At 71.6% G+C, this 22,447-nt stretch carries 22 protein-coding genes; 6 read left to right on the top strand and 16 right to left on the bottom strand.

What is annotated here, in order from left to right; genetic code table 11:
- Positions 1 to 21: 21 nt before the first annotated feature.
- Positions 22 to 900: a crotonase/enoyl-CoA hydratase family protein gene (locus AC2H6A_RS07390; RefSeq protein ID WP_484272511.1), complete on the bottom strand. Its 879-nt coding sequence runs from the start codon at positions 898 to 900 to the stop codon at positions 22 to 24.
- Positions 901 to 986: 86 nt separating this feature from the next.
- Here AC2H6A_RS07390 and AC2H6A_RS07385 point away from each other — a divergent pair, with 86 nt between their 5' ends.
- Positions 987 to 1,748 (top strand): N-acyl homoserine lactonase family protein, encoded by a 762-nt coding sequence (locus tag AC2H6A_RS07385; RefSeq protein ID WP_484272510.1) that lies wholly within the window; start codon positions 987 to 989, stop codon positions 1,746 to 1,748.
- Between the two features lies 1 nt (position 1,749).
- Here AC2H6A_RS07385 and AC2H6A_RS07380 read toward each other — a convergent pair whose 3' ends face one another.
- The 5 genes from AC2H6A_RS07380 to AC2H6A_RS07360 form a co-directional block, all read right to left on the bottom strand.
- The gene (locus AC2H6A_RS07380; RefSeq protein WP_484272512.1) at positions 1,750 to 2,946 is read right to left on the bottom strand and encodes an acetyl-CoA C-acetyltransferase; all 1,197 of its coding nucleotides are present in this window, start codon (positions 2,944 to 2,946) and stop codon (positions 1,750 to 1,752) included.
- Positions 2,947 to 3,019: 73 nt separating this feature from the next.
- Positions 3,020 to 5,344: a putative bifunctional diguanylate cyclase/phosphodiesterase gene (locus AC2H6A_RS07375; protein WP_484272509.1), complete on the bottom strand. Its 2,325-nt coding sequence runs from the start codon at positions 5,342 to 5,344 to the stop codon at positions 3,020 to 3,022.
- Positions 5,331 to 6,800: an ABC transporter substrate-binding protein gene (locus AC2H6A_RS07370; RefSeq protein WP_484272508.1), complete on the bottom strand. Its 1,470-nt coding sequence runs from the start codon at positions 6,798 to 6,800 to the stop codon at positions 5,331 to 5,333. Before AC2H6A_RS07370 ends, AC2H6A_RS07375 begins: the two co-directional genes overlap by 14 nt.
- 122 nt (positions 6,801 to 6,922) lie before the next feature.
- On the bottom strand, positions 6,923 to 8,989 hold the full coding sequence (locus AC2H6A_RS07365; RefSeq protein WP_484272507.1) for an acetoacetate--CoA ligase: 2,067 nt from the start codon (positions 8,987 to 8,989) through the stop codon (positions 6,923 to 6,925).
- Between the two features lie 71 nt (positions 8,990 to 9,060).
- Positions 9,061 to 9,981 carry a S66 peptidase family protein gene (locus AC2H6A_RS07360; RefSeq protein ID WP_484272506.1) on the bottom strand — a complete coding sequence of 307 codons (921 nt, stop codon included), beginning with the start codon at positions 9,979 to 9,981 and terminating at the stop codon, positions 9,061 to 9,063.
- Between the two features lie 92 nt (positions 9,982 to 10,073).
- Here AC2H6A_RS07360 and AC2H6A_RS07355 point away from each other — a divergent pair, with 92 nt between their 5' ends.
- Both AC2H6A_RS07355 and AC2H6A_RS07350 read left to right on the top strand, forming a co-directional pair.
- On the top strand, positions 10,074 to 10,760 hold the full coding sequence (locus AC2H6A_RS07355; RefSeq protein ID WP_484272505.1) for an SDR family NAD(P)-dependent oxidoreductase: 687 nt from the start codon (positions 10,074 to 10,076) through the stop codon (positions 10,758 to 10,760).
- Positions 10,761 to 10,822: 62 nt separating this feature from the next.
- Positions 10,823 to 11,353 carry a carboxymuconolactone decarboxylase family protein gene (locus tag AC2H6A_RS07350; RefSeq protein WP_484272504.1) on the top strand — a complete coding sequence of 177 codons (531 nt, stop codon included), beginning with the start codon at positions 10,823 to 10,825 and terminating at the stop codon, positions 11,351 to 11,353.
- Positions 11,354 to 11,359: 6 nt separating this feature from the next.
- On the opposite strand, the gene AC2H6A_RS07345 is transcribed toward AC2H6A_RS07350, so the two are convergent.
- From AC2H6A_RS07345 to AC2H6A_RS07335, 3 genes are all read right to left on the bottom strand, one after another.
- Entirely contained in the window at positions 11,360 to 11,977 is a 618-nt protein-coding gene (locus tag AC2H6A_RS07345; protein ID WP_484272503.1) for a BON domain-containing protein, read from the bottom strand.
- 65 nt (positions 11,978 to 12,042) lie between these two features.
- Positions 12,043 to 12,645: a phosphoheptose isomerase gene (locus tag AC2H6A_RS07340; RefSeq protein WP_484272502.1), complete on the bottom strand. Its 603-nt coding sequence runs from the start codon at positions 12,643 to 12,645 to the stop codon at positions 12,043 to 12,045.
- 25 nt (positions 12,646 to 12,670) lie between these two features.
- Positions 12,671 to 13,045 carry a YraN family protein gene (locus tag AC2H6A_RS07335; RefSeq protein ID WP_484272501.1) on the bottom strand — a complete coding sequence of 125 codons (375 nt, stop codon included), beginning with the start codon at positions 13,043 to 13,045 and terminating at the stop codon, positions 12,671 to 12,673.
- Here AC2H6A_RS07335 and rsmI point away from each other — a divergent pair.
- Entirely contained in the window at positions 13,044 to 13,925 is an 882-nt protein-coding gene (gene rsmI, locus AC2H6A_RS07330; protein WP_484272500.1) for a 16S rRNA (cytidine(1402)-2'-O)-methyltransferase, read from the top strand. The genes AC2H6A_RS07335 and rsmI overlap by 2 nt on opposite strands.
- Here the strand turns inward: rsmI and AC2H6A_RS07325 are convergent.
- From AC2H6A_RS07325 to trxA, 7 genes are read right to left on the bottom strand one after another with little or no spacing between them, the layout of a single operon-like run.
- Positions 13,909 to 15,114, bottom strand: coding sequence for a septal ring lytic transglycosylase RlpA family protein (locus tag AC2H6A_RS07325; RefSeq protein ID WP_484272499.1), 1,206 nt, complete (start codon positions 15,112 to 15,114; stop codon positions 13,909 to 13,911). The two genes, rsmI and AC2H6A_RS07325, sit on opposite strands and share 17 nt — an antisense overlap.
- The gene (locus AC2H6A_RS07320; protein ID WP_484272498.1) at positions 15,111 to 16,028 is read right to left on the bottom strand and encodes a helical backbone metal receptor; all 918 of its coding nucleotides are present in this window, start codon (positions 16,026 to 16,028) and stop codon (positions 15,111 to 15,113) included. The genes AC2H6A_RS07325 and AC2H6A_RS07320 overlap by 4 nt, the downstream gene beginning before the upstream one ends.
- Positions 16,025 to 16,789, bottom strand: a complete 765-nt coding sequence (locus tag AC2H6A_RS07315) for an SDR family oxidoreductase (protein WP_484272497.1) — start codon at positions 16,787 to 16,789, stop codon at positions 16,025 to 16,027. The genes AC2H6A_RS07320 and AC2H6A_RS07315 overlap by 4 nt, the downstream gene beginning before the upstream one ends.
- Before the next feature lie 15 nt (positions 16,790 to 16,804).
- Complete coding sequence (locus AC2H6A_RS07310; RefSeq protein WP_484272496.1) at positions 16,805 to 17,461, bottom strand: thiol:disulfide interchange protein DsbA/DsbL; 657 nt, start codon at positions 17,459 to 17,461, stop codon at positions 16,805 to 16,807.
- A gap of 11 nt (positions 17,462 to 17,472) precedes the next feature.
- Positions 17,473 to 18,066: an SPOR domain-containing protein gene (locus tag AC2H6A_RS07305; protein ID WP_484272495.1), complete on the bottom strand. Its 594-nt coding sequence runs from the start codon at positions 18,064 to 18,066 to the stop codon at positions 17,473 to 17,475.
- Positions 18,066 to 19,883, bottom strand: a complete 1,818-nt coding sequence (argS, locus tag AC2H6A_RS07300; protein ID WP_484272494.1) for an arginine--tRNA ligase — start codon at positions 19,881 to 19,883, stop codon at positions 18,066 to 18,068. The genes AC2H6A_RS07305 and argS overlap by 1 nt, the downstream gene beginning before the upstream one ends.
- Positions 19,884 to 19,930: 47 nt before the next feature.
- A complete protein-coding gene (gene trxA / locus AC2H6A_RS07295) occupies positions 19,931 to 20,776 on the bottom strand; it encodes a thioredoxin (RefSeq protein WP_484272493.1) in 846 nt (281 codons plus the stop codon).
- A 199-nt stretch (positions 20,777 to 20,975) separates the two neighbouring features.
- Here trxA and AC2H6A_RS07290 point away from each other — a divergent pair, with 199 nt between their 5' ends.
- Together AC2H6A_RS07290 and AC2H6A_RS07285 are read left to right on the top strand one after the other, a co-directional pair.
- On the top strand, positions 20,976 to 21,737 hold the full coding sequence (locus tag AC2H6A_RS07290; protein ID WP_484272492.1) for an aldolase/citrate lyase family protein: 762 nt from the start codon (positions 20,976 to 20,978) through the stop codon (positions 21,735 to 21,737).
- On the top strand, positions 21,734 to 22,447 hold a 714-nt coding region (locus AC2H6A_RS07285), incomplete at its 3' end, for an SAM-dependent methyltransferase (protein ID WP_484272491.1). The genes AC2H6A_RS07290 and AC2H6A_RS07285, both read left to right, overlap by 4 nt.

The following is a 22,447-nucleotide window of genomic DNA, read 5'->3' as shown; positions in this document are numbered from 1 at the left end:
CCGGCGGCCGCAACGCCAGGCTCACCAGGGATAGAACGGCGGCATGTCGGTGGAGGCCCTGGCCGTGAATTGCGCGGGGCGCTTCTCGAGGAAGGCGCGCACGCCCTCATGGCCGTCGGCGCGGCTGGTGTAGAACATCGCCAGCGAGTCCACCTGGTGGGCCTGCAGCGGCGAATCGGCCGCGCTGTTGCGCAACATCATCTGGCGCATCAGGGCTACCGACACCGGCGAGCGCTCGTGCACATAGCTGGTGGCCAGGCGCTGCGCCTGTGCCAGCAGGTCGGCCGCCGGATGCACCGCCAGCACCAGGCCGGCATCGAGCACCTCCTGGGCGCCCAGGATGCGCGCCGAATACACCCAGTCGAGCGCGCGCTGCAGGCCCACCAGCCGCGGCAGGAAGAAGCTCGAGCAGGCTTCGGGCACGATGCCCAGCTTGCCGAACACGAAGCCGATCTTCGCGGTGTCGGCGGCCAGACGGATGTCCATCGCCAGGGTCATGGTGGCGCCGATGCCCACCGCCGCGCCGTTGATGGCCGCAATCACCGGCTTGCGGCAGGCATGGATCGCCAGCGTGACCCGCCCGCCGGTGTCGCGCACGCCGTTGAGGATGGCCGGATCCTCGGGCCGTTCGCGCAGGTCGCGCAGGGTGGGCTCGAGCGACTCGTCCAGACCGAAGACATTGCCCTCGCGGGAGAGGTCCATGCCGGCGCAGAAGGCGCGGCCCTCGCCGGTGACCACCACCGCGCCGGCCTCGTCGTCGTCATTGACCCGGGTGAACAGATCGACCAGCTCGTTGGCCATCTCGACCGTGAAGGCATTGAGCTTGTCGGGACGGTTCAGGCGAACAGTCATCACCCGCGCCTCGATCGAGACGGCGAGGGTCTGGTAGCGATAGGACATCACGGACTCCTGGTCAGCCCGCGGAACGCAGGCTGGAATGGAAAGCCGCGATTGTGGCATCGTGGCCCATCGAACGGAGACCGACCATGCCCGCCCTTCATCCCCTGTGCTGCGGCCGCCTGGCCTTCGATCGCAGCGTGTTCTTCCCCGACGCCGCGCCCGGCGTGCGCACCACCGTACCGGTGCCCGGCTTCCTGGTCATCCACCCGAAAGGCACGCTGCTCTTCGACACCGGCGTGGCCTGCGAGGCCGCCGACGATCCGGTGGGCGTGCTCGGCAAGCGGCTGGCCAGCACCTTCACGCTGGCGGGCGCCGCCGACGAGACCGCGCCCGGGCAGCTCGGCCTGATGGGCCTGAAGCCCGAGGACATCAGCTTCGTGGCCAACTCGCATCTGCACTTCGACCACTGCGGCTGCAACCGCTGGTTTCCGCGCTCGCAGATCCTGGTGCAGCGCGCCGAGATGGAGGCCGCCCGCGCGCCGGGCAGCCGCTATGACGAGCGGCTGTGGAACCTGCCGCTGAACTGGCGGCTGATCGACGGCGAGCATGATGTCTTCGGCGACGGCAGCGTGCTGCTGGTGCCCACGCCCGGCCACACCCCCGGCCATCAGTCGCTGGTGGTGCAGGTGGCGAAGGATTCGCGCTTCGTGCTCACCGCCGATGCCTGCTACTCGGCAGAGCACATGGCGCGTGACCTGCTGCCCTCGGTGGTGGCCGACGCGGCGCAGATGCGCGAGTCGATGCACCGCCTGCGCCGCATGGGCGAGCAGGCCGGCACCACCCTGCTCTTCGGGCATGACCCCGAACAGTGGGCCGCGCTGGGCGCGGCCCGGCAGGCGCTGCGCTGAGTCAGGCGCGCTCGAAGATCGCGGCCACGCCCTGGCCGCCGCCCACGCACATCGTCTCCAGCCCGTAGCGCACCTGGCGGCGCTGCATCTCGTGCAGCAGCGAGGTCATGATCCGCGCGCCGGTGGCGGCGATGGGATGACCCAGCGAGATGCCCGAACCGTTGACATTGAGCCGATCGGGATCGTTCCAGCCCCAGCCCTTGAGCACCGCCAGCACCTGCGCGGCGAAGGCCTCGTTGAGCTCGACCAGCCCCATGTCGTCGAAGGACAGGCCGGTCTTGCCGAACAGCTTGCGCACCGCCGGCACCGGACCGATGCCCATGCAGCCCGGCTCGCAGCCCGCCGCCGCCCAACCGGTGAGAAAGGCGATCGGCTTGAGGCCAAGCGCCTCGAGGCGGTCCTCGGCGACCACCAGGCAGGCTGCAGCGGCATCGTTCTGCTGGCTGGCATTGCCGGCGGTGACCGTGCCGTCCTTCATCACCGCGCGCAGCCTGCCGAGCGACTCGGCGGTGGTGTCGGCGCGGATGCCCTCGTCGCGCGCGAAGGCGACCGGATCGCCCTTGCGCTGCGGCACCATCACCGGCACCACCTCGTCGGCGAAGCGGCCCTCGGCCCAGGCGGCGGCGGCGCGCTGGTGGCTGCGCGCCGAGAAGGCGTCGGCCTCGTCGCGCGGGATCGCGTACTGCTTGGCAAGATTCTCGGCGGTCTCGATCATGCCGGAGATGCGGCCGAAGCGGTGCTCGGGCTGCGAGCGCTCGCGGCCGCGGTCGAGCCGGTCGTAGAGATTGACCGAACCCGAACGCGAACCCCAGCGCATGCTGGTGGTGTAGTACTCGATGTTGCTCATGCTCTCGACGCCGCCGGCCATGACCACATCGGCGGCGCCGCTCTGGATCATCATGGCGGCGGTGGCGATCGCCTGCAGGCCGCCACCGCAGCGGCGGTCGAGCTGCATGCCGGGGACCTCGATCGGGAAGCCCGCCTGCAGCGCGATCCAGCGGCCCACGCACGGCGTCTCGCTGTTGGCGTAGGACTGCGCGAAGACCATGTCCTCGATCAGCGCCGGATCGACGCCGCTGCGCTCGACCACGGCGCGCGCCACCGTGGCGCCGAGATGCTCGACCGAGGCGTCGCGCAGACCGCCACCGAAGGCGCCGATGCCGGTGCGCACCGGCGAGACGATCGCTGCTCTGCGAATCATGGGAATCTCCTGAAGACTGGTTGACGGGCCGGCGCATTCTACGCAGCCGGATCCGTACCCCGGGCGCCGCTCAGGCCGGCAGCGAAACCGGCGGGGGCTTGAGCCAGGAGACGGCGAAGCTCTCGGCCGGCTCGGGCCGGCTGAACAGGAATCCCTGCAGCAGGTCGCAGTCCTGCTCGGCCAGCAGACGGCGCTGGCTGTCGGTCTCCACGCCCTCGGCGACCACCGACAGGCCGAGGCCCTTGCCCATGCGCACCGCGGCGGTCACCAGCGCGAGATCGCTCGGATCATGCTCGAGGTTGCGCACGAAGGAACGGTCGATCTTCAGGCTGGTGAACGGATAGCGCTTCAGGTACGACAGCGACGAATAGCCGGTGCCGAAGTCATCCATCGCCAGGCGCACGCCCAGGGCGCTGATCGCCTCGAGCGCCTGCAGCGCCTCGCCGGGATTGCGGATCAGCGAGCTCTCGGTCATCTCGATCTGCAGGCTGGCGCCGGGCAGCCGGTGAGCCTCGAGGCTGGCGCGCAGCGTCTCCAGCAACCGGCCGCCGGCGAGCTGGCGCGGCGACACATTGACCGACATCCACAGATCCGCGGCACCCTGGCTGCGCCAGCGGCTCAGGCGCGCGCAGGCCTCGCGGATGACCCAGTCGCCGATCTCGATGATCAGTCCGGTGCGCTCGGCCACCTGGATGAAGCGGCCTGGCGGCACCAGTCCCTCCTCCGGACAGTCCCAGCGCAGCAGCGCCTCGACACCGGCCAGCCGGCCATCATCGGCGCGCACCAGCGCCTGGTACTCCAGCCGCAGCTCGGCCCTGGGCAGCGCCTGACGCAGCCGCCGCTCCATGGCCAGACGGCGCACCGAGCTCTCGTGGACCTGCTGGCGGAAGTGCCGCCAGGTGTTGCGCCCGGCCCGCTTGGCCTCGTACATGGCGAGGTCGGCGTTTCGCAGCAGCAGGCTCGCCTCGTCGCCGTCATCCGGGTACAGGGCAAAGCCCATGCTCGGCGTGACCACGGTATCGCCGTCTCCGACATCGAAGGGCGGCAGGAAGGCCGAAAGCAGCGCCTCGCCGAAGGGTTCCAGCGCATCACCCACGGGGATCCCGCCGATCACCACCAGGAACTCGTCGCCACCAAGGCGGGCCACGGTGTCGGTGGCCCGCACTGCGCCGCTCAGGCGCTGCGCAGCCTGCATCAGCAGGGCGTCGCCAGCGGCGTGGCCCAGGGAGTCGTTGACCTTCTTGAAGTCATCCAGGTCGACGAAGATCACCAGCACATGGGTGCTGTCGCGCCGGGCCTGGGCGAGCGCCTGCACGAGCCGGTCCATGACCAGCACCCGGTTGGGCAGGCCGGTGAGGGTGTCGGTGGTGGCCTGGCGCTTGAGCAGATCCTCGACCCGGCGGCGCTCGTCGATCTCGCGGCGCAGCTGCCGGTTCGCCTGATCGAGTTCACGGGTGCGCTCGATCACCCGCGAGTCGAGCTCGTCATGCGCTGCGCGCAGTGCGATCTCGCGGGCCTGAACCTTGTCCTGCATGGCATTGAAGGCGAGCCCCAGGTCGGTGAGCTCGTCATTGCCGGAGGTCCGCAGCGGCTGGCGCTCCTCGCCCTCGGCCACCTTCAGCGCGGCATCGCGCAGCCGGCTCACCCGGTTGGTCACCGAGCGCGACAGCAACGCGACCCAGACCGCGAGCGCCGTCAGACCCAGTACCGAGACGCCGATGAAGGCCAGACGCTCGCGGGTCTGCTCGCCGGCAGCCTGGGAGATCAGGGCATCGGCGCGGGCTTCGGCGCCATCGGCCAGACGCTTGAGCTGGCGCGAGATGGTCTTGAAGCGCTCGGCCGACTCGAAGGTGGCGGTTGACCTGACCTGCTCCATGTTCATCGCCTTGCCGGCGCGGATCACCGCGTCCAGGTCAGTGCGGTAGCGCGCCCAGGCCTGTCCGATCTGGGCGGCCTCGGCCGGGTCGGCGCGACGCAGCTCGGCGAGAAAGCCGGCCAGATCGGCATCGAAGGCGCCGATCTCGGCCTCCAGGATGGCCAGCTGGTCGGAGACCGCAAACAGGTCGGTGAGCAGCGGCGTGTCGGCCTCCAGCACGCGGATGCGGCTGACCTGGGCCTGCAGGCGGTTGAGCCGCACCAGCGGCCTGACCTGGTCGTTGGTGGCGGCATCCAGCCGCGAGGCGGCGGCCCGCATGACATGGTCGCCGACCAGCAGGTTGCCCAGCACCAGCAGCACGAAGCCGATGAAGCCGCCGAGCAGCTTGGCGCGCAGCGTCAGGCGCCGGGTCGCCGTCGCGGCGGTCGGCGCCGATGATGGCGTCGTCTGCGCGGGGACCGACGCCGACGCGGCCGGGGTGACCGGCCCGCCGGACGCGCCGCTCTCAGGGGCGGGCATCGGTCGCGGCGGGGTACAGGCTGCGCTGCAACCGCCAGCGCTCGATCTGGGCTGCTCGCCCGATACGGTCGGTGATCTGATCCCACTCGCGCGCCGTGCGCTCCATCGCCTCCCGGGCCCCGAGCCGGCCGGCAGCCACCTGCCAGATGTTCCGGTTCAGCGCAGCGATGTACTCGGCGTCGCCCGGCAGGCCGATGCCCGAAGGCGACATCACCGGCAGCTCGCTGCGGATCAGGTCGATCACCTGCGGCGTGTAGGCGGCGCGGATCCGCTCGTCATCGAGGTGGTTGACGCGGTAGGGATCGGTGATGCCCTGCGCCAGCACCGAGCGGCTGGAGTTGTCGGGATCGGTGAGCCACATCGCGAACAGCAGGGCCAGCGCCTTGTTGGGCGCGTTGGCGGGCACCACCAGATTGTTGCCGTAGATCAGCTGGGTGCGCCGCACCAGCTGCCCGCCGACCATGCGACCGGGGATCGGCGCCGCGATGAACCGGCCGCGCACCGGCGTCTCACTGGCGTTGGCGAACTTGGCGACCCCGGCGGTGAGGATGATGGCGAAGGCCTGACCGCGCACGAAGAACGGCAGCGTGTAGCTGTAGTCCTTGCCGTCTTCAAGCACCTGCGGCGGCGAGTAGGCCACCGTGGCCGCGTAGCTCTCGGTGGCAGCCACCCCGGCCGGCGAGCTGATCAGCGGACGCATCCGCTCGTCGAACAGGTGCTGCACCGGCGCGGCCGCCGACAGATAGCGCGGCAGCCAGTACATCCAGCCGGTGAGCGGCTCGCGCGACTCGGCGGTGCCGTACAGGCCCTCGGCGGGTCGGTGGAAGAAGGCGACGAGCTCCTGGTACTCCTGCCAGGTGCGCGGAGCACGCAGATCACGACCGTGGCGCTCGCGGAAGCGGGCGCGCTGCACCGGGTCCTCGAGCAGATCACGGCGCAGGAACAGCAGCGCGGCATCGAAATCGGCCGGAATCGCCACCACCTTGCCATCGGCCAGGCTCTGCTGGGGCAGACGCAGGAAGCCATCCGCACCGCCTTCTGCCAGCCGGAAACCGAAGCGCTCGAGCAAGGGGCCGAGGTCGGCGATCAGACCGGCGTGCAGCAGATCGGCGAACTCGTGGTTGCGGGCGATGGTCAGGTCGACATCGGTGGCGCGCCGGATGAAGGCCAGGGAGTCGAGCTGCGGCATGATGCCGACATCGATCGCGATCCCGGTCTTGCGTTCCCATTCCTGCTGCAGCGCATAGTCACGGCCCAGGATCGAGACCACATTGCCCTGCTTGGCGCGCAGCCGCAGCACGGTGTCGGGGCGCAGCTGCCCCTCGGCAACCAGCCGCCGCACGGCGGCAACCGCGCGGTCGCCCTGCTCACCGGCCAGGATCGGCGACGCGCAAAGACCCAGGATCAGGGCAAGGACAGCCGGGCCAATAGCCAGCCCACGGCGCAAGCAACCCATCGCACTCTCGGAAAGGGGAAAGGAACGGAGGCGGGAAGACAAGCCCCTGCCCCGACCGGGCGGATGGTACCGATTGTCCGAGCGCGGGGCGCAATGCCCGAGCAACCCGCGGGCGGCCCGGTTCAGCCTGGCTCGGTCGCCTGCCGGGCGCGTGCGAAGGCGACGAACCAGTCGATGCTGCCGGGGTTGGCCATGGCGTCGCGGTTGGCCACCCGCTCGGCGGCCTGCCCGAGAAGGATGCGCTTGACCGGGACCTCCATCTTCTTGCCGGAGATGGTGCGCGGCACTTCCGGGATCGCGAAGACATCGTTGGGCACATGGCGCGCCGACAACCGGGTGCGGATCGCCGCCAGGAGCGCCGCCTTCAGCTCGGCAGGCACCTCGGGCGCCGGCTCGCGCAACACGACGAACAGCGCCATGTAGGACTCGCGGCCGAGGTACTCCAGGTCGATCACCAGCGAATCGATCACCGCGTCGAAGTCCTCCACCACGCGATAGAGCTCGCTCGTGCCCATGCGGATGCCGTGGCGGTTGATGGTGGAGTCGGATCGGCCGTAGACCAGGCCGGTGACCGACTCGGGCCGGCGCACCAGCCGAAGCCAGTCGCCGTGTCGCCAGACATTCGGCGGACCCGGGAAGGTGTCGAAGTAGCTCTCGAAGTAGCGGCGGCCGTCGGGATCGTTCCAGAAGCAGAGCGGCATCGAGGGCATGGGCTTCGCGCACACCAGTTCGCCCACCTCGCCGATGCGCGGCCGGCCGTCATCGCCATAGGCATGCAGATCGATGCCCAGGCCGCGGCACTGCATCTCGCCGGCGCGGATCGGCAGGATCGGGCAGGCGGTGAGGAAGGCCGCGCCGGGATCGGTGCCGCCGGAGATCGAGGCCAGCATCAGATCGGCGCCCACCTCACGGTAGACCCACTGGTAGGCCTCCTCGGTCAGCGGCGACCCGGTGGCGCCCAGGCTGCGCATGGCCGACAGATCGCCGTGCTGGCGCGGCGAGAAACCGGCCTTCATGGTGAGCGAGATGAAGGCCGGGCTCACGCCGAAGAAGCTGATCCGTTCGCGCTCGGCGAGCCGCCACAGGGTGCCGATGTCGGGGTGGCCGGGGTTGCCGTCGAACTGGATCGCGGTGCAGCCGGCCATCAGGGTGGACACCCACAGGTTCCACATGATCCAGTTGGTGGACGAGTACCAGAAGAAACGGTCGTCCTCGCCGACATCGAGGTGCATCAGACAGCTCTTCAGGGTCTCGAGCACGGTGCCGCCATGGCCGTGCACGATCGGCTTGGGCATGCCGGTGGTGCCCGAGGAGTAGACGATCCACAGCGGGTGATCGAAGGGAAGCGCCTCGAAGCGTGGCGCGGCCGGCTGCGCCAGCGCCTGCGCCCAGGCGTGCACCGGCACCCGCCGGCCGGGCTGATCGGCCGGCTCGATCGCCGGCGGCACCGCATCGGGCTGCAGTGCCGGCACCAGGATCACCGCGCGCACGCTCGGCAACTGCGCCACGATGTCGTTCAGGGTGTCACGCCGGTCGAAGTCCTTGCCGCCGTAGCGGTAGCCGTCCACGGCAATCAGCACCACCGGCTCGATCTGGCGGAAGCGGTCGAGCACGCTGGTGGGGCCCATGTCGGGCGAGCAGCCCGACCAGATCGCACCCAGGCTGGTGGCCGCGAGCATCGACACCGCCGACTCGGGGATGTTGGGCAGGTAACCGACCACCCGGTCGCCACGGTTCACACCAAGCCCGGCGAGGGTGGCGGTGAGGGCGCCGACGCTCGCGGCGAGCTGCGCCCAGGTGATCTCGGTGCGCGGGCGCAGCTCGGACTGGAACACCAGCGCCAGCCGGGTGTGGGCGTCGGCCCGGCGGGCGTGGGCAAGCATGTGCTCGGCGTAGTTCAGGGTAGCCCCCGGGAACCACCGGGCGTGCGGCATCTCGCGTTCGGCCAGCACCCGGGTGTACGGGCTGTGCGAGATCACGCCGGCAAAATCCCACAGGCTGGCCCAGAAGCCCTCCATGTCATCGACCGACCACTGCCAGAGCGACTCGTAGTCGGCAAAGTGCAGCCCGCGCTCGCGTGCCAGCCAGGCGCGGTAACGGGTGATGCCGGCACGGGCGATGCGCTCGGTGCCGGGCCGCCACAGCGGCTCGGGATGGATGACGGAGTCGGCGGCAGGAGCGGAGTTCATGGATGGCGACGAGTTCGGGTGAATGAGGCGCGGCCAGGCGGCGACCCGTGCGGGCCTGGCCCGTGGCCGGATCAGTGGCCGGGCATCACCAGCCAGGCCTGACGACCTTCGGTGGCCAGGCCGACGGTGGCACCGTGGGGCAGGGTGAGCTTGGGACTGGCGTGGCCCACCGGCAGGCCGGTGAGGATGGGCGTGCGGGTCAGACCGCGCAGCCGGCGCAGCACGGCCGGCATGTCGAAGCCGGCATCGCGCGGCACGAGCGTGTAGCGGTTGACATGGCCGATCAGCACCGCCGCCTGGGCATCGAGCACCCCGGCCTGCAGCAGCTGACCGAGCATGCGTTCCACCCGGTAAGGATGCTCGCTGACCTCCTCCAGGAACAGGATGCCGCCGCGCACCTGCGGAAACCACGGCGTGCCCAGCAGCGCGCAGACCAGACTGAGGTTGCCGCCCCAGAGCGTGCCGCGCACATCCACGCCGCTGGCCCCGGCCGCACGAAAGCCGAGCAGCTCGGCGCGGCCGGCAAGAGCATCGTGCAGCGCGCCCACGGTGGTCTCGTCGGGCTCGGTGCCCTCGGGCACGGCGAAGTCATCGAGCAGCGCCGGCCCGGTCCAGGTGACGGCGCCAGCGCGCGCCAGCATGGCGAGCTGGAAGGCGGTGAAGTCCGAGTAGCCGATCCACTGCTTGTCGGCGCGGGCCAGCGCGGCGAAGTCGAGCAGCGGCAGCAGCCGGGTGAGGCCATAGCCGCCGCGGGTGATCATCACCGCACGCGCCGACTGCGCTGCCGCACGACCGAACGCGGCTGCGCGCTGGGCGTCGGTGCCCGCAAAGCGCTGGTGGGTGCGCAGCGCGCCGCGATCGAGCACCGGGCTGAAGCCGGCGGCGCGCAGCGCCGCCAGGCTGCGCTGCAGCGGCGCATCGGCCGGCACCGCGCTGGAAGGCGAGATCAGGTACAGGGGCACCGGCGCTGCGGCGTCGACAGCATCGGTCATGGGTGAGGCGGGCATCTCGAAAGTCTGCCACAGCCTAGAAGCACCCAACCCGCGATGCGATACTGCGCGCTCCACCTCCCGGAGACAGTCACATGACCAGAATCGGCGACAGCCTGGCCGGCAAGCGGGTGCTCATCACCCTGGCTGCGGAATTCATGGGTCCGGTGCTGTGCGAGACCTTCGCCGCCCATGGCGCGGTGGTCATCGCCGACCAGCGCCCCATGGACTCGGGCGCGGCAGGTGAAGCCGCGGTGCGCGAGGCGGGTCAGGTCGACGTGGTCATCGCCAACCTCGGTGTGCCCGCCCCCTCCACCACGGCCGATCAGATCAGCGATGCCGAGTTCCGCCATGTGTTCGCCCACATCGTCGATCCGCTGCCCGGTCTGTGCCGCGGTGCGCTGCCGCAGATGCTCGAACGGCGCGCCGGCAAGATCGTGGTGATGGGCAGCGCCACCGCGCTGCGCGGCCAGAAGCGCACCGCCACCTACGCCTCGGCACGCGGCGCGCAGGCCTCCTTCGTGCGGGCGGTGGGCGTGGAGGTCGCGCCGCGCAATGTGCAGGTGAACCTGATCGCGCAGAACTTCGTCGAGAACCCGATGTACTACGGACCCGAGGTGCAGGCCCTGCCCGCCTTCCAGGCGCGGCTCGCCCGCGAGGTGCCGGCCGGCCGCCTGGCCACGCCCCAGGAAGACGCGCTGTTCGCGGTGTTCCTGGCCAGCAGCGAGGTCAACTTCTTCGCCGGCCAGGCGATCTCCTTCTCGGGCGGCTGGGCGCCCTGAGTCAGCCGGCCCGGCCCGCGACGCCGCCCCGTCAACCGGAACCGCAACGCAGAAAGTCCCGCATGCCCCGCATCCCCTATGTGCCCGCCGATCTCGCCGAACCGGCCCCGGTGGTCGATGCCATCCGCGCGCGTCGCGGCGGCGAACTGATCGCGCTGGATCGCATGCTGCTGCACAGCCCGCCGCTGGCCGCGGGCTGGAACACCTTTCTCGGCGCGGTGCGCACCGGGCTGGTCGTCGATCCGATGCTGCGCGAGCTGGCGATGTGCGTGGTGGCGGTGATCAACGGGGCCGAGTACGAGTTCGTGCAGCACGCGCCGCTTTTCCTGAAGGCCGGCGGCACGCCGGCGCAGGCCCAGGCCCTGCGCAACCCCGAGGCAGCCCGTGCCGACGCCGCGCTGTTCGGCGAACGCGAACGCGCCGCGCTGGGTCTGGTGATCGAGATGACCCGCTCGGTGCAGGTGGCCGACGACACCTTCGGGAAGGTGCGGGCGCATCTGGACGAGCGCCAGACCGTGGAGCTGGTGGCGGTGGTGGCCGCCTACAACATGGTGTCGCGTTTCCTGGTGGCCACCGGCATCCACCCGGACTGAGCCGGCTCAGGGCAGGTATTCGAAGACCGTCACCACCCGAGTCACGCCCGAGACCCGGGCGGCGGTCTTCGCGGCAAGATCGCCTTCAGCGCGCGACACCAGGCCCATCAGGTACACCACGCCGGCCTCGGTCACCACCTTGACATTGTCGGCGGGCAGATCCTTCACGCCGATCATGGCGGTCTTCACGCGGGTGGTCAGGCCGACATCGCTGGCATAGGAGCCCACGCCGGTGCGCGCGGCTACGGTGATCTCGTTCTGCACGCTGCGCACATTGGGCAGCTCGCCCACGAGGCGGGCAGCGCGCGCCTTGGTGTCGGCATCAGGCACCTGGCCGGTCAGCAGGACCTTGCGGTTGTAGCTGGTGATGGACACGCCCTTGGCGGCCGGCAGCTTCTCGGCGAGCGCGGTGTTGCCCTTGAGCTCGATGCCCTGGTCTTCGGTCTGCGCACCCAGGGTGCGGCGATCGGAAGCCACCAGCGCGCCGGTGGCCATGCCGGTGATGGCCAGGGGCATGCAGCCGGCGAGCAGACCGGCGGCGCACACCGAGGCGATCAGGGCAGCGGCGCGACGCGGCACGCGACCGTGCGCAGCGGAACGGGAGCGGGTGAGGGGTCGGTTCATGGCGGGGTCTCCGGAGGCGGATTCAGGGCACGGCCCGGGACGACGGGCCCGGCACGGCGAAACGGTCAGGACGGGTTGCCATCATCGCCGAGCAGCGCGGCGTCGATGCCGTCACACAGGCAATGAACGATGAGCAGATGCACCTCCTGGATGCGCATGGTGCGCTCGTGCGGCACGCACAGATGCACATCGTGCTCGCCCAGCAGGGCGGCCATGCGACCACCGCCACGCCCGGTGAGCGCGATCACGGAGATGCCGCGCTCGCGTGCCGCCTGCACCGCGGCCAGCACGTTGGCCGAGTTGCCGCTGGTGGAGATGGCCACGAGCACATCACCGGCCTGCCCCAGCGCGCGCACCTGGCGGGCGAAGACCTCGTCGAAGCGGTAGTCGTTGGCCACCGCGGTGAGGATGGAGGAATCGGTGGTGAGCGCGATGGCAGCCAGTTCGGGACGCTCGCGTTCGAAGCGGCCGACCAGTTCGGCGGCCAGGTGCTGGGCATCGGCTGCGGAACCGCCATTGCCGCAGGCCATGAGCTTGCGATCGGCGGCCAGGGCGGCCACTGCCAGCTCCACCGCGCGGGCGATCGGGCCGGAAAGGGCCTCGACGCAGGCAAGCTTGAGCCGGGCGCTGTCTTCGAAGTGGGCGGCAATGCGCGCGGCGAGACTCATGACCGGATTATAGCGACGGGCCGTGTCAGAACGCCCCGGGCAACCAGTGAAGATGGTTCCCCTCGATGGCCACCACATCAAAGCGCAGCGCAGGCCAGGGCCGTGCCCCGAGCCGATGCTGCAGCCAGGCCTGCGCAGCGGCGCGCACCCGGGCCTGCTTGCGGGCGCCGACGCTGGCGGCCGCACCGCCAAAGCGCGCGCTGCTGCGCTGGCGCACTTCGACGAAGACGCAGTGCCCCTGGTGGGCCATGATGAGATCGATCTCGCCGCAACGCAGCCGGACATTGGCCTCGATCAGGCGCAGCCCGCGGGAGCGGAGATAATCGAGGGCCTGCGCCTCGGCCAGGCTGCCGGCGCGTTGCGCCGGCGAGACCGCGACATACCTGGAAGGCTTGGCCATGGCGCCCGGATTGTATGTGGTGGCAACACCGATCGGTCACCTGTCAGACCTAAGCCCGAGGGCCGCGCAGGTGCTGTGCGAGGTCGATGTGGTGGCCGCCGAAGACACCCGTGTCACCCGGGTGCTGCTGGCCCATGTCGGGTCATCGGCGCGGCTGATCGGCGCGCGCGCCCACAACGAGGCGCAGGCCGCCGAGGCGATCATCGCCCTGCTCGCGCAGGGCCGCTCGGTGGCGCTGGTGAGCGATGCCGGCACGCCTGCCATCAGCGATCCCGGTGCGCGGGTGGTGGCCGCGGTGCGCGCGGCCGGCCATCCGGTGGTGCCGGTGCCCGGGCCCAGCGCGGTCATCACGCTGCTCTCGGCGGCGGGCCTGGCCGACGGGCCGGTGCTCTTCGAGGGCTTCCTGCCCAGCCGCGCCCGCGCGCGCCGCGAGCGGCTCACGGCGCTGGCCGCCGCGGCCGATGCCGTGGGCGCGGCGCTGGTGCTCTACGAAGCGCCGCACCGCATCGTCGAACTGGTGGACGACCTGCTCGCGCACTACGGCGGACAGCGCGGCCTGGTCATCGGCCGCGAACTCACCAAGCTGCACGAGGAGATCGCGGTCATGCCGCTGTTCCAGGCGCCGGCCTGGCTCACGGCCGGGCCGCACCGCCAGCGCGGCGAGTTCGTGCTCGCGCTGGCGCAGGCGCCGGCGGCCGATGCGGCCGCCGCGGAGCCCGGGGCCGGCGCCATCGACGCGCAGGTCCGCCGGCTGCTGACGCTGCTGGCCGCCGAACTGCCGCCGGCACGCGCGGCACGGCTCGCGCACGAGATCAGCGGCGCCCCGCGCGAAGCGCTCTATCGGCTGGCGCTGAGCCTGCCGCTCAGGGACCCACCGTGATCGGGATGGGCTGCAGGTCGGTGCCCTGGCGCAGCCGCTCGGCGGCGCTGACCGCGTCGCCGCGGCTGGCATAGGGGCCGGCAAGCACCCGCCAGAGCGCACCCGCCGGCTGCAGGGGCAGCTGCACGGGGGGCAGCCCCAGCAGCGACGCGGCCCGCTCGCGCGCTGCGAGCGCGCGCTCCTGCTGCGAGAAGGCGCCGAGCTGCAGCCAGATGCCCGGGGCAACGGTCACCGAGGCGGCGGTGCCTGGCGCGGGGGTCGGCGCGGGGGGTGGCGCGGTGCCTGACGCGGTGCCTGGCGCGGGGGTTGGCGCCGCAGGCGCGGCAAGCATCGCGGTCGCGCTTGCGCCACCGGTCTGGACAATCAGCGTCTCGATGGTGAGGCGGGCGGGCGTCTGGGCCGCAGGCTGGACGGGCGCGACGGGCGGTGATGACGGGGATGACGGGGATGGCGATGCCGCAACGGGCGCGGGCATGGGCGCAGGCGTCACCCCCGCGGGAGGCAACGAGGCCGCCGGCGCGGGCCGCGGTCCGGCGGCGCGGAAGGCCTCGGGATCGTGGATGAGCTCCACCTCGACTTCGGCGCTGCCGGCCTGCACATAGCCCAGCCGTGCCGCCGCGGTCCAGGAGAGGTCGATCACCCGGCCATGCAGGAAGGGGCCGCGGTCATTGATCCGCACCACCACGCTGCGGCCGCTGGCCAGATGGGTGACCCGGGCATAGCTCGGGATGGGCAGGATGGTGTGCGCCGCCGTCATGGCGTGCATGTCGTAGGGTTCGCCGCTGGAGGTGGACTGGCCGTGATAACGCCGGCCGTACCAGCTGGCGATGCCACGCTCGCGAAAGGGCTCCAGCCGGGTCATCGGCACATACTGGCGCTCGAACACCACGTAGGGCCGGCTGTTGCGCGGATTGACCGGCTCCAGGCGCGGCACGGCATCGGGCACGCTGTCGGGGTCGGCGGGCGCGCCCTGACCCGGGCCGTCATCGAGGTAGAAGCCACCGCCGCGGCGCGCGCCAGGGGCCGGCGCCGAAGGCGCGACGGGTGTGACGGGTGCGCCGGGTGCGCCAGCGGACGGGCGTGGCGTCGGTCGCGCGGCGCCCCCCGGCTCGACCGTGCGGATGGGCGCCGGGCCGGTGGCGCAGCCCGCCAGCAGCAGCACGGCCAGCATGAGAACGCGGGCGCTCATGGTCCGGTCTTGTCCCTGAAGGCCTGCTCGAGCGACTCGCGCCACTGCCGCAGATACCGCAGGCCCTGGATGGCCCGCGACCCGTACCACGACACCATCTCGCCGTCGATCAGCCGCACCGGCACGCCCTGCCAGCCGGGCAGCGCGGCCACCTCGCGGCAGTGCCGCTCGCGAAAGCGATAGGGCTCGCTGGAGAGCAGCACCGCCTCGGGCGCGGGATGCATGCCGGGCGCGCCGAGGTCGACCTCGGGATAGCGCCGCGGCGAGTCGGGGGCCACGGCCCGCAGGCCGACCTGCGCGAGCATGCGGGCCACATAGGTGTCGGGTCCGACGGTCATCCAGGGCTCGCGCCAGATCAGGTAGAGCACGGGCCGCGCCGGACCCGCGGCCAGCGGCGCGCAGGCCGCAAGCTCGGCCTGCAGCGCGTGCGCCAGGGCCTGCGCCTGGGCGCCACGATGGAAGACCGTGCCCAGCAGGTGATAGAGCCCGAGGTTGTCCTCGACCTGGACGGGATGGGTGACGATCACCTGCGGCACCCAGCGCGACAGTGCCTCGTAGACCTCGCGCCGGTTCTCGTCGATGTTCACGATGACATGGGTGGGCGCGAGCGCGCGCACCGCGTCGAGGTCGACATCCTTGGTGCCGCCCACCTTGGTGGCCGCGCGCACCGCCGGCGCCGGATGGATGCAGAAGCCGGTGCGACCGACCACCCGCTCGCCCAGCCCGAGCTCGTACAGCAGCTCGGTGATCGAGGGCACCAGCGACACGATGCGCGGCGCCTCGCCGGCGAGCAGCACCGGCCGGCCAAGCGCATCGACGGGCAGCGCCTCTGCCAGCCGTGGGGCAGCTGGCATCGCGACCTCGGGCTGCGCCAGCATCGCGCCAGCAGCCGGGTCGGCCGTGGCCGGCCTCATGGCCTCGCCTTGCGCGGCGCGCGCGCGAAGGCGCGGTCAAAGAGCGCCGGCGGCATCACCCGAAGCAGCCGCGCCACCCAGGCCATCTGCCAGGGCAGCACGGCGAAGGCTCGACCGGCGGCGATGGCGTCGACCGCCTGCGTGGCGAAGGCATCGACCTCGGTGAGAAAGGGCATGGGATAGCGGTTGCTCGCGGTCATGGGCGTGCGGATGAAGCCTGGCGCGATGGTCACCACCGACAGCCCGCTGCCGCGAAGCTCGACCCGCAGGCTCTCGAGATAGGCAATCACCGCGGCCTTGGAGGCGCTGTAGCCGCCCGCGCCGGGCAGCCCGCGCACGCCGGCCACGCTGGCGATGCCCACCAGCCGGCCGGTGCCCGCCGCGCGCATCGCCGGCAGGAAGGGCGCGAAGGTGTCGACCAGACCGACCACATTGACCCGCAGGATGCGCTCGACCACCTCGGCGTCGCCGGGCTCGCCGCCGCGCGTGCCGGCGCTGATGCCGGCATTGGCCACCACCACCTCGGGCGGACCGGCCTGCGCGAGGAAGCGCTGCGCGGCGTCGGCCAGCGCGGCACGATCGGCGACATCGGCCGGCAGGCTGAGCACCGGCCCGCCCACGGCGGCCGCCACCCGCGCGAGTTCATCGGGGCGGCGGGCCGACAGGCCGATCAGGGCCTGCGGATGCCGGCGCCGGTATTCGCGGGCCAGGGCCTCGCCGATGCCGCTGGAGGCGCCGGTGATGAAGACGCGCGCAACCACGGCGTAAGCAGGCGCTTACTTGCGCGCCTTGCGCTCCAGATCGAGCAGGTGATCGACCACCTGCAGCGCCTGGGTGTTGCCCCGCGCCATCGAGGGCGCGGTGTAGTAGCGGCCGTTCACACCGATGCCGGGCACGCCGTCGAGGCCCCAGGCGCCCGCCTGCTGGGTGGCCTTGCGCATGCGGGTCTTGACCGAGAACGACTCGAAGGTGTCGGTGAAGGCCTTGCGATCGACGCCATGACGGGACACGAACTCGGCCATGCGATCGGGCTTGTCGAGCATCTGACGCTCGAGGTGGATGGCCGCGAAGACCTTCTCGTCGAGCTCGGCCGACTTGCCCATGGCCTCGAGGGTGTAATAGAGCTGCTGGTGCGGCGCCCACGAGGGGCCGAGGGCCACATGCACCTTGCGGAAGGCGACATCGGCGGGCAGCTTGCGGCGCCACTCGGTGAGCGGGGCCTCCAGCGCGAAGCAGTGCGGGCAGCCATACCAGAAGAACTCGAGCACCTCGAGCTTGTTGCCAGCGTCGGTGGGCTGGGTGGGCTGGATCACCCGGTAGTCGACACCCTCGCGCGGCGGCGCGGAGGCGAGCAGCGGCGCGGCCGACACGGCGGCAAGACCGCCGGCGACGGTCTTCAGGAAGCGGCGGGTGGCCGGATGATGAATCGACATGACTGACTCCTTCAACGCTGACGCATGACCGCCGATTCGATGCCGTTGTCGGCCAGCCGGGACTTGGCCTGGTTCACATCATCGACCTTGCCGAACGGCCCGAGACGCACCCGGTACACCGTCTGGCCGTTGACATCGGCGCTGAGCACCCGGGCCTCGTAGCCCAGGAGCGCCAGCCGGGCCCGCTGGGCCTCGGCATCGTCCACGGTCTTGAACGAGCCCGCCTGCAGCAGATAGGCCGCGCGCTCGGGGGCCGGCTCGGCGGCCGCCTTGCCGGTGTCCTCGGCCCTCGGTTCGTCGGCTCTGGGTTCGGCGGCTTTCGTCTCGGCCGGCTTGCCTTCGGCGGCGGGCACCGAGTCGGCGGGCGGGACCACGGTCCGGTCCCTGCCCTGCAGCGGCTTGTTGGGGTCGGGCGGCGCGCCACCGCCCTTGGGCTCGATGCGATCACCCGGGCGACCCACCTTGTTGACGAAGGGCAGCGAGCCGTGGGTGACGAACAGCGCCACCGCGACCGCCACCGCCAGGCCGAGCACGAGCCCGACCAGGAGCCCCGCCAGGGTGCCGCCGCGCTGCGCCCGGGGACCGATGCCAGGAACGGGGATCATCACATCCTTTCGGGGGCCGACACGCCGATCAGCGCCAGCCCGTTGCGAAGCACCTGCCGGGTGGCCAGCAGCAGGGCCAGACGCGCCAGCCGCAGCGCGGCATCATCGACGAGAAACCGCTCGGCATTGTAGTAACTGTGCAGATCGGCGGCCAAATCCTTGAGGTAGAAGGCCACCGAGTGCGGCGAGAGCTCGTCGGCGGCCTGCGTCAGCAGCGCCGGGAAGCCCGCCAGCCGGGCGGCCAGCGCCAGCTCGCGCGGGCCCTGCAGCGGGGCCAGCAGCGCAACCGGATCGGCCGATGCGGCCAGCGCGGCCAGCACCTCGGGTTCGCCCGGACCGCCGCGCTCGGCCGAGGCGGCCAGCACCGAACAGATGCGGGCATGAGCGTACTGCACGTAGTAGACCGGGTTCTCGTCGGTCTGGGCCAGGGCCAGGTCGACATCGAAGACGAACTCGCTGTCGGCCTTGCGCGAGATGAGGAAGAAGCGCACGGCGTCGCGGCCGCGGGCGATGATGTCCTCGGCGGCACGGCCGGCACCGGCCTGCGATTCGGCGCCGCCGCTCCACTCGATCAGGTCGCGCAGGGTGACATAACCGCCGGCACGCTTGGAGATCTTGACCTCGGCCCCGCCGCGCATGACGGTGACCATCTTGTGCAGCACATAGTCGGGGTAGCCCTCGGGGATGCCCGCACCCAGGGCCTGCAGACCGGCGCGCACCCGCGCGATGGTGCCGTGGTGATCGGAGCCCTGGACATTGATCGCCTGCGCGAAGCCGCGTTCCCACTTGGTGACGTGATAGGCGATGTCGGGCACGAAGTAGGTGTAGCCGCCGTCGGACTTGCGCATGACGCGGTCCTTGTCGTCGCCATACCCGGTGGTGCGCAGCCACAGCGCGCCGCCCTCCTCGAAGGTCTTGCCGGCAGCCACCAGCCGGCCCACGGCGGCCTCGACCCGGCCATCGGCGTAGAGCGAGGACTCGAGGAAGTAGTTGTCGAAGCGCACGCCGAAGGCGCGCAGGTCGCGATCCTGCTCGTTGCGCAGATAGGCCACCGCGAAACGGCGTACCGCATCAAGATCATCGGGATCGCCGGCAGCGGTGACCGGCTCGATGCGCTCGGCCGATACCGTGCGCCGCGCGAGGTAGTCGCGGGCGATGTCGGCGATGTAGTCGCCCCTGTAGCCATCGGCCGGAAAGCGCTCGTCGGTGGGCTCGATGCCGCGGGCACGGGCCTGCACCGAGAGCGCGAGGTTGGCGATCTGGGCCCCGGCGTCGTTGTAGTAGAACTCGCGGCTCACCGCCCAGCCATTGGCTTCGAGCAGCGCCGAGAGCGCGTCGCCCAGCGCGCCCTGCCGGCCGTGGCCGACATGCAGCGGCCCGGTGGGGTTGGCCGACACGAACTCCACGAGGGCCGGCCGGCCCTGCCCGCGGCGGTTGCGGCCGAAGCCCTCGCCCTCGCGCAACACGGCAGCCACCGGCGCAAGCCGCGCCGAGGCCGACAGCCGGATGTTGATGAAGCCCGGCCCGGCGATCTCCAGGCCGGCGATCAGGCCGGCGCCGTCTTCGGAGGCATCGCGCTCGGCCACCCGGCGCACCAGGTCTTCGGCGAGCGCGCGCGGGTTCAGGCGCAGCGGCCGGGCGAGCTGCATGGCGAGATTGCAGGCAAGGTCGCCGTGCGCGGCCTGCTTGGGCCGCTCGAGCGTGACCGCGGGCACCGGCAGGGTCTGGTCGCCGAGCTCGCCGGCGCGGGCGTGGATGATGGCCGCCGCCGCGTCGCGGAACAGGGCCGAGAGGGAATCGATCTGGTCGGGCAGCATGGACAGGATTGTCTCAGAAGCGCCCGTGGGGGCGGCGTGGCCCCCGGTCAGTTCAGGGCGGTGCTCAGCCTGCGCCGCCAGCCCGAGACCAGCTGCGGCTGCGCGGAGGCCAGCTCGAACACCTGCAGCATGGTCTTGCGGCCGACATCGTCCCCGAACTGGCGGTCGCGGCGCACGATCTCGAGCAGCTGCTCGAGCGCCGGCTCCCAGGCCTTGTGGGCGATGCAGTGCTGGGCGAGCTCGAGGCGGGCCTGCAGGTCGGCCGGGTTGGCGGCGATGCGGGCATCGAGCTGCGGCATGGGCGGCAGGCGGTTCTCCTCGACCATCAGCCGGGCCTGCTCGATCAGGGCCTGCACCTGCGGATCCTGGGCTGCCTGCGGCGAGAGCGCCTCGAGCTGGGCCTGCGCGGCCGCCGGCTCCTCGTCCTGCAGCAGCACCTGGGCGTAGGCCAGGCGCGCGTCATCGAAGGAAGGGTCGAGCGCGATCGCCTTCTTGAGGTGACCCACGCCGGTGTCCTTGTCGCCAGCCTGCAGGGCCTGCATGGCCGCGTCGAACTCGATCTCGGCCGGGTTGGGCATGAGGCGGTCGATGAACTCGCGCAGCTTGCCCTCGGGCAGCGCGCCCTGGAACTGGTCGACCGGCCGCCCGCCCACGATGGCGAACACCGTGGGGATGGACTTGATGCGGAAGTGGCTGGCGAGCTGCTGCTGCTCGTCGGTGTTCACCTTGACCAGCTTGAAGCGGCCCTGATAGCTCTGCTCGAGCTTCTCGAGCAGCGGACCGAGCGACTTGCAGGGACCGCACCAGGGCGCCCAGAAATCCACCAGCACGGGGACCTGCATCGAGGCGTCGATGACATCGGCCTGGAAGGTTTCGAGGGTGGTGTCGACCATGGGCGGCTCCGCGGAGGTGTTGACTGTCCGATGGGAATCGAGACGAGATGGGGGCGATGGCGCGCATCGCAAGGCCGCCATGTTGCCACGACCCGGCGGGCCGCCCGGCCCGCGCGGTAACCTTGCGCCCTGTCGGGTTTCGCGCCCGCCGCCCGGGCGGGCGGCCCCGGGCGGCCCGCACCCGCGCACCGGAGCCGCCATGCAACTGCCGCACAACCCCTTCAAGAAGGCCCTCAGGGAGGGCCGCGCCCCGATCGGCCTGTGGGCCAGCCTGCCCTCGCCCTATGCCGTCGAGGTCATCGCCGGCGCCGGCTTCGACTGGCTGCTGATCGACACCGAGCACACCCCGGCCGACATCGAGACCGTGCTGGCCGAACTGCAGGCAGCCAGCGCCTATGCCTCGCACCCGGTGGTGCGCATCCCCTGGAACGACTTCGTCGCGGTCAAGCGCTTTCTCGACATCGGCGCCCTCACCCTGATGATTCCGCAGATCGCCGACGCCGCCGAGGCGCGCGCCGCGGTCGAGGCCATGCGCTATCCGCCGCGTGGCGTGCGCGGGGTGGGCGGCACCACCCGCGCCACCCGCTTCGGCCGGGTGGCCGACTACGCGCGCCGCGCCGAGGAGGAGCTGTGCCTGCTCGTCCAGGTCGAGACCCGCGAGGCGCTCGACCAGATCGAGGCGATTGCCGCGGTCGACGGCGTGGACGGCATCTTCATCGGACCGGCCGACCTGCACGCTTCCTTCGGCTTCGTGGGCGAGCGCGCCAACCCCGAGGTGATGGCCCGCATCGACGACGGCATCCGCCGCATCCGCGCCGCCGGCAAGGCCCCGGGCATCCTGACCTCCTCCGAACCCGATGCGAAGCACTGGCTCTCGCTGGGCGCGCAATTTGTGGCGGTGGGCTCCGATGTCGGCCTGCTGGCGCGCGCCGCCGACGCGCTGATCGCGCGATTCCGATGAACCGACGGCGGCGGCTCGCGCTGCTCGGAGCGGCCGGCGCGCTGGCCACGGGCTGCGCCGCGCCGGGCCGGCCGGGTGCGGCCGGATCGCCCGATGCCGCAGGATCGGCCGGCATCGCTGCGGCGCCGGCCAGCGCGGCCGATGGCGCCCTGCCGGTGGGCATTCCCCGGGTCACCGAGGAGGTGCCCTATGTGCAGACCCCGCAGAGCGTGGTCGATGCCATGCTGGCCCTGGCCGGCGTGGGCCCCGGCGACCGCCTGGTCGATCTGGGCAGCGGCGACGGCCGGGTGGTGATCACCGCCGCCAGCCGTCACGGCGTGCCGGGCCTGGGGGTGGAGCTCGACGAGCGCCTGGTGGCGCTGTCGCGCCAGCTGGCCGAACAGGCCGGCGTCCAGGCGCTGGCCCGATTCGTGGCCCAGGATCTCTTCGACACCGACCTCGCGCCCTACTCGGTGGTCACGCTGTACCTGCTGCCCGAGGTCAATCTCGCGCTGCGGCCGCGGCTGCTGCGCATGGCGCCGGGAACACGGGTGGTTTCCCACGACTGGGACATGGCCGACTGGCTGCCCGACAGGAGTCTCACCCTGCCCGCACCGGGCAAGCCGGTGGGCCTGCGTCGCGAGAGCCGGCTGCATCGCTGGGTGGTGCCCGCCGCCTTCGAAGGCGCCTGGCGCGGCCGCATCGCCGGCGAGCGTGACGCGACCCTGGTG

It is taken from the genome of Quisquiliibacterium sp. (assembly GCF_982640115.1).
This window is presented reverse-complemented; position numbering and strand designations above follow the sequence as displayed.

Coding starts and splice junctions, on each gene's coding strand:
- AC2H6A_RS07390 (WP_484272511.1), bottom strand. CDS start 900: ATGTCCTATCGCTACCAGACCCTCGCCGTCTCGATCGAGGCGCGGGTG.
- AC2H6A_RS07385 (WP_484272510.1), top strand. CDS start 987: ATGCCCGCCCTTCATCCCCTGTGCTGCGGCCGCCTGGCCTTCGATCGC.
- AC2H6A_RS07375 (WP_484272509.1), bottom strand. CDS start 5,344: ATGCCCGCCCCTGAGAGCGGCGCGTCCGGCGGGCCGGTCACCCCGGCC.
- AC2H6A_RS07370 (WP_484272508.1), bottom strand. CDS start 6,800: ATGGGTTGCTTGCGCCGTGGGCTGGCTATTGGCCCGGCTGTCCTTGCC.
- AC2H6A_RS07365 (WP_484272507.1), bottom strand. CDS start 8,989: ATGAACTCCGCTCCTGCCGCCGACTCCGTCATCCATCCCGAGCCGCTG.
- AC2H6A_RS07360 (WP_484272506.1), bottom strand. CDS start 9,981: ATGACCGATGCTGTCGACGCCGCAGCGCCGGTGCCCCTGTACCTGATC.
- AC2H6A_RS07355 (WP_484272505.1), top strand. CDS start 10,074: ATGACCAGAATCGGCGACAGCCTGGCCGGCAAGCGGGTGCTCATCACC.
- AC2H6A_RS07350 (WP_484272504.1), top strand. CDS start 10,823: ATGCCCCGCATCCCCTATGTGCCCGCCGATCTCGCCGAACCGGCCCCG.
- AC2H6A_RS07345 (WP_484272503.1), bottom strand. CDS start 11,977: ATGAACCGACCCCTCACCCGCTCCCGTTCCGCTGCGCACGGTCGCGTG.
- AC2H6A_RS07340 (WP_484272502.1), bottom strand. CDS start 12,645: ATGAGTCTCGCCGCGCGCATTGCCGCCCACTTCGAAGACAGCGCCCGG.
- rsmI (WP_484272500.1), top strand. CDS start 13,044: ATGGCGCCCGGATTGTATGTGGTGGCAACACCGATCGGTCACCTGTCA.
- AC2H6A_RS07335 (WP_484272501.1), bottom strand. CDS start 13,045: ATGGCCAAGCCTTCCAGGTATGTCGCGGTCTCGCCGGCGCAACGCGCC.
- AC2H6A_RS07325 (WP_484272499.1), bottom strand. CDS start 15,114: ATGAGCGCCCGCGTTCTCATGCTGGCCGTGCTGCTGCTGGCGGGCTGC.
- AC2H6A_RS07320 (WP_484272498.1), bottom strand. CDS start 16,028: ATGAGGCCGGCCACGGCCGACCCGGCTGCTGGCGCGATGCTGGCGCAG.
- AC2H6A_RS07310 (WP_484272496.1), bottom strand. CDS start 17,461: ATGTCGATTCATCATCCGGCCACCCGCCGCTTCCTGAAGACCGTCGCC.
- AC2H6A_RS07305 (WP_484272495.1), bottom strand. CDS start 18,066: ATGATCCCCGTTCCTGGCATCGGTCCCCGGGCGCAGCGCGGCGGCACC.
- argS (WP_484272494.1), bottom strand. CDS start 19,883: ATGCTGCCCGACCAGATCGATTCCCTCTCGGCCCTGTTCCGCGACGCG.
- trxA (WP_484272493.1), bottom strand. CDS start 20,776: ATGGTCGACACCACCCTCGAAACCTTCCAGGCCGATGTCATCGACGCC.
- AC2H6A_RS07290 (WP_484272492.1), top strand. CDS start 20,976: ATGCAACTGCCGCACAACCCCTTCAAGAAGGCCCTCAGGGAGGGCCGC.